Annotated in this window: 6 protein-coding genes and 1 pseudogene; 1 reads left to right on the top strand and 6 read right to left on the bottom strand. The window is 65.3% G+C overall.

Going from position 1 to position 7,009, the window contains the following annotated elements:
- Nucleotides 1-33: 33 nt before the first annotated feature.
- Genes AC1DVA_RS25700 through AC1DVA_RS25680 form a run of 5 tightly spaced genes read right to left on the bottom strand, consistent with a single transcriptional unit; the run spans nt 34 to nt 4,589 of the window.
- Entirely contained in the window at nt 34-1,224 is a 1,191-nt protein-coding gene (locus AC1DVA_RS25700) for an enolase C-terminal domain-like protein (RefSeq protein ID WP_265055234.1), read from the bottom strand.
- Between the two features lie 14 nt (nt 1,225-1,238).
- Nucleotides 1,239-2,000: an SDR family NAD(P)-dependent oxidoreductase gene (locus AC1DVA_RS25695; protein ID WP_265055233.1), complete on the bottom strand. Its 762-nt coding sequence runs from the start codon at nt 1,998-2,000 to the stop codon at nt 1,239-1,241.
- On the bottom strand, nt 1,993-2,874 hold the full coding sequence (locus tag AC1DVA_RS25690; RefSeq protein ID WP_476807756.1) for an ABC transporter permease: 882 nt from the start codon (nt 2,872-2,874) through the stop codon (nt 1,993-1,995). The genes AC1DVA_RS25695 and AC1DVA_RS25690 overlap by 8 nt, the downstream gene beginning before the upstream one ends.
- Nucleotides 2,875-2,899: 25 nt before the next feature.
- Nucleotides 2,900-3,841 (bottom strand): ABC transporter permease, encoded by a 942-nt coding sequence (locus AC1DVA_RS25685; RefSeq protein WP_476807755.1) that lies wholly within the window; start codon nt 3,839-3,841, stop codon nt 2,900-2,902.
- 10 nt (nt 3,842-3,851) lie between these two features.
- On the bottom strand, nt 3,852-4,589 hold the full coding sequence (locus AC1DVA_RS25680; protein ID WP_265055230.1) for a FadR/GntR family transcriptional regulator: 738 nt from the start codon (nt 4,587-4,589) through the stop codon (nt 3,852-3,854).
- Between the two features lie 233 nt (nt 4,590-4,822).
- On the opposite strand from AC1DVA_RS25680, the gene AC1DVA_RS25675 reads away from it, so the two are divergent.
- Nucleotides 4,823-6,376: an ABC transporter substrate-binding protein gene (locus AC1DVA_RS25675; RefSeq protein ID WP_265055229.1), complete on the top strand. Its 1,554-nt coding sequence runs from the start codon at nt 4,823-4,825 to the stop codon at nt 6,374-6,376.
- Nucleotides 6,377-6,466: 90 nt separating this feature from the next.
- Here AC1DVA_RS25675 and AC1DVA_RS25670 read toward each other — a convergent pair.
- Nucleotides 6,467-6,604 (bottom strand): annotated as a pseudogene (locus AC1DVA_RS25670) (IS3 family transposase); the annotation flags it as partial.
- Nucleotides 6,605-7,009 lie beyond the last annotated feature (405 nt).

Here is a 7,009-nt window from a genome sequence, read left to right as displayed (position 1 = left end):
CTTGTCAGGTTGGCGAAGTCGCGAGCCGGCTTGTCACAGCCCGCCCACCACCGGATGCCAGTCCGGCCGGTAGGGGTCCTGGTGGAAGCGAGCGTAGTAGTCGCCCTTCGCCTCATAGAGCGCGCCGTAGTGGCGCATCTTGTCCTCATCGAGCGCGACGCCGAGCCCCGGCCCGGTCGGCACGCGGATGGCGCCGCCCTCGTATTTCATCAGCCCGCCCTCGATGATGTCGTCGGTGAGGTAGTGGTAATGGGCATCGCCGGCGAAGCTCATCTCCGGGATGGTCGCGGCGGTGTGCAGCATCGCGGCGAGTTCGATGCCGAACTCGGCCCCTGAATGCATCGCGACGCCGAGCCCGAAGGTGCGGCAGACCGCCGACAGGTCCTTCACCCCGCGCGGCCCCTCCCAGTAGTGGATGTCGGTCAGCACTATATCGACGGCGCCGAGCCTGATCGCGGGGCCGAGATCGTCGAACTTGGCCGGGTACATATTGGTGGCGATGGGGGTGCGGACCGCCTTGCGCACGGCGGCATTGCCTTCCAGCCCCCAGGCGGGATCCTCGAAATACTCCATCCCGACTGCCTCCAACCGCTGGCCGATGCGGATCGCAGTTGGCACCGACCAGACGCCGTTGGGGTCGATCCGCAGGCCGAAATCAGGCCCCATCCGATCGCGGCAGAGTTCGACGGCGCGCGCCTCGACATTCGGATCGAGGACGCCGGCCTTGAGCTTCATCGCGGTGACGCCGAGGGTCTCATGGAGCTCTTGGCAGAGATCGGCCATGTCCTCGGGATGTTTGTCATGGCCACCGCTGGGCCTGTCGTAGCGCCAGAACAGATAGGCGATCATCGGGATGCGGTCGCGCACCGGTCCGCCGAGCAGGTCACATAGCGGTCGCCCCAGCCCCTTGCCCTGGATGTCGAGGCAGGCCATCTCGATCGCGGCATAGAGACGGGCGTTCGAGAGATAGTAGATCGCCCGCAAGGTCTTGAGCTTGATCAGCTCGAGGTGGAACGGGTCCATGCCGATGATGCGGGATTTGAGTTTCGTCAGCGCGCCGCGCTGGTCGCCGCCGCCGACCTCGCCGAGGCCGACGATGCCCTCATCCGTCACCAGTTCGAGGATGGTGCGCAGGAAATAGCCGGGATGAACCCCGGTGTTGTGGCGAAGCTGCGCGTTGAGCGGGATCGCCACGCAGCGCACCTTCATGTCGACGATCTTCATTGCTCTCGTTTCCTCTAGAGATGCATTCCGCCATCGACGAAGAGCGTCGTGCCGGTGACGTAGCGGGCAGCGTCGGAGGCCAGGAACAGCGCCACTTCGGCGCAATCCTCCGGCGTGCCGAGACGACCAGCCGGGATGCGTGCGAGGACCGCGCCGCGATAGGCCGCGTCTGCCAGCGCCTCGCGGTTGCGCGCAGTCGCGATCGCGCCGGGGGCCAGCACGTTGCAGGTGACCCCTTGCCCTGCGACCTGCCGGGCGAGGTTGCGGACCATGCTTTCGAGCGCCGCCTTGCTGGCCGCATAGACCAGCATCTCCGGATGCTCTCTGACCTGCTGGATCGAACCGATCGCGATCAGCCGGCCGAATCCGCGTTCGGCCATGGCGGGAACGAAAGCCTGGATCAGGCGATAATTCGCCGCGAGGTTGATCTCCCATTGCCGGTCGATCGACGCGCGGTCGAAGCGGGACCAAGGCTGCTTCTCCTGGAGCGCGGCGTTCAGGACGAGGATGTCGGCCCCACCGAGAGCGTCCGTGACGGCCGCCACCAGCCGCTCGACCTCGTCTGGCCGGGTCAGATCCGCGCCGATGCCGATGGCAGCGCCGGCCTCGCGGCAGGCCAGGTCGAGCTCCGCCCCCTGCGACGGCGCATTGATGCAGACCCTGGCACCAGAGTTGACCAGCGCCTTCGCGATGGCGAGTCCGATCCCTTGCGATGAGCCGGTGACGAGCACGCGCCGGCCCGTGAGCTCCGGGTGAAGTCCGTTCGGCTCAGTCATTGCGATCGCCGAGCCTCGCATCGAAGGCGTCGCGCACGGCATCACCGAGGAAGTTGAGCGCTAGCACCATCAGGAAGATCGCAAGCCCCGGGAAGAAGCTCATCCACCAGGACTGGTAGAACTGGATGCCGGTCGCGACCATGTAGCCCCAGCTCGGCGTCGGCGGCTGCACGCCCAGGCCGAGGAAGGAGAGTGCGCTCTCGGTGATCAGCGCCTGCGAGGCGGAGAGAGAACCATAGACGATGACGTTGCCGGAGACGTTCGGCCAGATGTGGCGGGACAGGATACGCCAGGGACTTGCCCCGGCAGCCTGCGCCGCAACAACGTAGTCGACCTCACGCAGGCTCAGCACCTCCGCCCGCACCAGGCGGGCGAAGCCCGGCATCTTGGTGATCGCGATGGCGAACATCGCATTCATCAGGTCGGGGCCGAGCACCGCGACGATGGACAACGCTAGAACCAGCAGCGGAAACGCCAGGAAGGCGTCCATCACCCGCATGATCAGCGCATCCCAGCCGCCGCCGAGCCAGCCCGAGATCAAACCCAGCACGGAGCCGACGACCAGCGCGAGGCCGATGGCGAAGACGACCACTTGAAGCGAGACCGTGGCGCCATGCAGGACGCGTGACAGCACGTCACGGCCGATCTCGTCGGTGCCGAACCAGTGCGCTGCGCTCGGCGGCATCGAGAAGGCTTCCGGGTCGATATCGGTCGGAGAATAAGGCGCGATCCAGGGGGCCAACAGCCCGAGCGAAACGATGACGGCGAGAACGACGACCCCGAACTGTCCCTGCCAGGACGTCAGGATGCGGCGCATGATAATCGCGCCTGGCGAGCGCGGCGCGCGCTGCTCTGAGGCGGGGGAGGGCGGCATCGATCCGGTCACGGCCACCATCGCCTCAGGCCTCGACCCGGGGGTCGAGGACCCGGTAGAGCATGTCGGTCAGGAGGTTCACCAGGAAGACGGCGATGACGATGAAGAGAATCGCTCCCTGGATCACCGGGAAGTCGCGCTGGAAGATGCCGTCCACCAGCATCCGGCCGAGGCCAGGCAGCGCGAAGACCGTTTCCGTCACCACTGCGCCGCCGAGCAGCGCCCCGACCTGCAGGCCGATCACGGTGATGATCGGGATCAGCGCGTTGCGTAGCGCATGGCGGATCAGGACCAGCCGCTCGCTCAAACCCTTCGCCCGGGCCGTGCGGACATAGTCCATCGACAGGACCTGCAGCATCGAGGCCCGCGTTTGGCGCATCACCAGCGCCGCAAAGGCGGTGCCGATCGTCAGCGCCGGCATCACCATCAGCTTCATGTTCTGGGCGGGATCGTCGAGGAACCGGACATGCCCCGATGCCGGCAGCCAGCCGAGCTGAAGCGAGAACAACATGATCAGCAGCACGCCCATCCAGAAATAGGGCACCGCGACCGACGACATGGCCACGAGGCTCGCCGCGACATCGATCAGCCCGCCCCGGAAGCGCGCGGCGAGAATGCCGGCTGGCACGCCGATCGCCACCGCGATCAGGATCGAGAGCAAGCCGAGCTGCAGCGTCACCGGGATGCGCGCTGCCAGCATCGCGCCCACATCCTCGCGCGTCCGCAGGGACCGGCCGAACTCGCCCTGGGCGACGCGGGCGAGCCATGTGACATAGCGAATGGGCGCCGGCTGATCGAGACCGTACTCGACCCGCACGGCGGCGCGCTGCTCGGGCGTGGCCTGCTCGCCAAGGATCGTCACCGTCGGATCGCCCGGCAGGAGATTGGTCAAGGAAAACACGATGACGGTGACGAAGAAGGCCACCGGCAGCATCTGGATGAGCTTCCTACCGAGATAGCTGAGCACGAAAAGTCCCTCAGTAGCGATCAAGCCGGCGATGGTCGCGCGCAATCTCGGCGATCACGGCGTCGGACACGGCGAAATGCGCCGTCATCGCCACCCGCGCCGCTGCCGGATCATGAGCGCGGATGGCGTCGATGATCGCCTGGTGACGCGCGACGGTCGCGGCAGGGTCCCGCAGATCGCGCTGCAGGCCGAGCGCCCGCTGGGTGAACTTGATCGTCTCCGCCAGCGCATTGACCAAATGTTCGAGCAATGCGTTGCCGGAGCAGCGCGCCAGCGCGACGTGAAAGGCGAGGTCGCCCTGGAGCCAACGCTCGAAATCCCCATCGATATTGGCGCGCATCTTCTCCAGGGCAGCCTCGACCGGCTCGATCTGCAGGGGCGAGGCGCGCTCGGCAGCAAGCGAGGCMACCTCCACCTCGATGGCGCGACGAAGCTCGACCGCTTCTCGCAGGCCGTTATCGGTCACCCGGACTGCCAAGCGCAGGAACTGGTCGAGCGGCGCGACCGAGAGGCCCCTCACGGTCGTCGCCTTCCCCTGCTGGATCTGGACGATGCCCAGCGCCGACAGGCGTCCGAGCGCCTCGCGCACGACTGGCTTCGAGACATTCAGGCGCTTGGCGAGGTCCGATTCCGACGGGAGGGAATCGCCGGGGCGAAAGACGCGCTCCGCGACACGATCGATCACGAACTGCGTCACAGCCTCGGTCAGGCGCTGCTTGTCGGGTTGAAGTGCTGTGGTGTCGCTCATAACTTATCAGATATCTTGTGACTTGAAGGCGGTCAACGGGCCACCTCTTGCGTGTGACATCGTCGTTGTCGAGAGGAATGGCGTCGCGATGCGCAATGCATTCGCATCTGCAGCATAATTTCCGGGTTATTCAAGCAAGTGAAAATTCAAAATCCGATTGCCCATCTCATAACATATCTGATAGGCAATCCCTCATGGGCGTCGGCAAGAGCGCCTTGGGAGGAGATTTCGCAATGGAGATGATTTCACGTCGCGGCATTCTGCTCGGCGCTTCGAGCCTAGGCCTCATTGCCGGGCTGCCTGCCTTCGCACAGGGATCGCCAGTGCGTGGCGGCACCATCGTCGCCTCAATGGACCTGCAGCCCAAAAGCCTCGACCCGATCATGGGTGATGCCCCGACCTCGGATCGCTACGCCCTGATCCAGATGTTCGAGGGCCTGCTGAAGTTCGACGTGCAAGGCAATCTCCAGCCCTCGCTCGCAACGAGCTGGGAGTGGTCGGAGGACAAGAAATCGGTCGTCTTCAAGCTGCGCGAAGGCGTCGTCTTCCATGATGGCGAGCCCTTCAATGCCGAGGCCGCCGTCCTCAATATCGTGCGTGTCGTCGCGCCCGGCTCGACGGCACCGCGCAGCCCCGATCTCGCCGACATCGCGGGCGCCGAGGCGGTCAATCCGATGACGGTCCGGATAAATCTGAAGCAGCCTTCCGGCGCGGCACTGGCCTCGCTCGCAGTCGAGGCGGGCATGATGTGCTCTCCGGCCGCCCTGAAGAAGCTCGGCGAGGATTTCGGCCGCCAGCCGGTGGGCACCGGCCCCTATAAATTCGCCGAATGGGTCGGCGGCAGCCAGATCCGGTTCGTGCGCAACGAGCGCTACTGGCGCGAGGGCGCCGACGGAAAGAAGCTACCTTATGCTGATGCCGTGACGCTGCGCATCATCCCGACGACCGCCGTGAAGATGGTCGAGGTCAAGTCGGGCGGCGTCCATCTGGTGGACGGCGTGACCCCGCGCGATTTCGAAGAGGTCGAAAAGAACGAAGCGCTCAAGCTCGTCTCGGTTCCGCCCGGCGTCGCACAGTGGCTGACCTTCAACGTCAGCAAGGGCATCTTCGCCAACCCGGCGCTGCGCGCGGCGGTCAACCACGGCATCGACCGCAACGTGCTGATGAAGGGCATCACCCGCGGCTTCGGCGCGGTGACGCCGACCTGGGTGCCGCCGACCGATTGGTCCTACGACGCCAGCGTCCCCGCTCCGAAGCTCGACCCGGCGAAGGTGCAGGCGGCCCTCAAGGAAGGCGGCCAGCCCAACGGCTTCGCCTGCAAGATCTCGATCATCCAGCGGGATCCCGACACGCAGGTCGCGCAGATCATCCAGGCCCAGCTCAAGCCGTTCAAGATCAACATGGAGATCGAGATCTTGGAGCGGCAGGCCTGGGTGCCGAAGGTGCTCGGACTCCAGCACGAACTGGCGATGGGCCGCGTCAATGTTCCGCGCGCAGACCCCGATCATGTCTTCGGCCCGTTCTTCGGCCGTACAGCTTCGCAGAACTGGTCCGGCATCAAAGACGAGGAGGTCTTCAAGCTGGTCGATCAGGGGCGCGAGGAAACCGATCAGGCCAGGCGCAAGTCGATCTACAAGGATCTCCAGACCGTCCTCAACAAGAACGATTACTACTCCTGGCTCTTTTTCCGCGAGGCACGACATGTCGCCCGCAAGGAGCTGCATAACATCGTGCTCGACTCAGGCGGCGCCTGGCAACTCGCCGAAGCCTGGCTCGCCAAGGCGTGACGCGAGCGGAGCCCTTTGGCCCGAGCTCAGGGATCGGAATGAAGCTGAACGCAAATGGCCTGCCCCATTTGGTGGCCCAGTTCTAATCTGATGCATTGTGGGCTTGGCGGCCACGGTTGAGGTGGCCGGCGAGGCGTGTTGGGTTTGCGCAGCCGGCCACACGATAGTGCGCGGTGCTGGTGGCCGGTAGCCCAACGAGGGTTGCGGGCGCAGGGTGTTGTAGTGTTGGTCGGCCGCGTCGCCCCGAATGCTCTTCATGCCCCGCATGCCGTCCTTCACGCCATCGAGCGCCTATGCGCTGGGCCAGAGTGAGGCCCGCCAGGATCGCGACCTCGCACTCGTGGCGCCACTCCTCCAACCAGGTCCAAACCTCACGGCCGGCGAGGATGGAGAAGACACGCGGAGGGTTGGCAGGGGGTACAGCATGGTAGCGCTATCGCAGATTCGCTCGCCGAGGGGAGCCAGCTTAGAGCTGATGCTTCGCCCGCCAAATCTCGACATCGAGAACAATTGGATCAGCGCGCGCTCCTCGGGCGGGTCTTCCAGGGCGCCCGTTAGCTCCTGTATTCGATCCAACGCGGCATGATAGTCAGCCTGGAATTTGATCGTTGCTTCCATGGGCGGTGGAATCCC

It is taken from the genome of Allobosea sp. P4_C6 (genome assembly GCF_056402015.1).
This window is presented reverse-complemented; position numbering and strand designations above follow the sequence as displayed.

Coding starts and splice junctions, on each gene's coding strand:
- AC1DVA_RS25700 (WP_265055234.1), bottom strand. CDS start 1,224: ATGAAGATCGTCGACATGAAGGTGCGCTGCGTGGCGATCCCGCTCAAC.
- AC1DVA_RS25695 (WP_265055233.1), bottom strand. CDS start 2,000: ATGACTGAGCCGAACGGACTTCACCCGGAGCTCACGGGCCGGCGCGTG.
- AC1DVA_RS25690 (WP_476807756.1), bottom strand. CDS start 2,874: ATGCCGCCCTCCCCCGCCTCAGAGCAGCGCGCGCCGCGCTCGCCAGGC.
- AC1DVA_RS25675 (WP_265055229.1), top strand. CDS start 4,823: ATGGAGATGATTTCACGTCGCGGCATTCTGCTCGGCGCTTCGAGCCTA.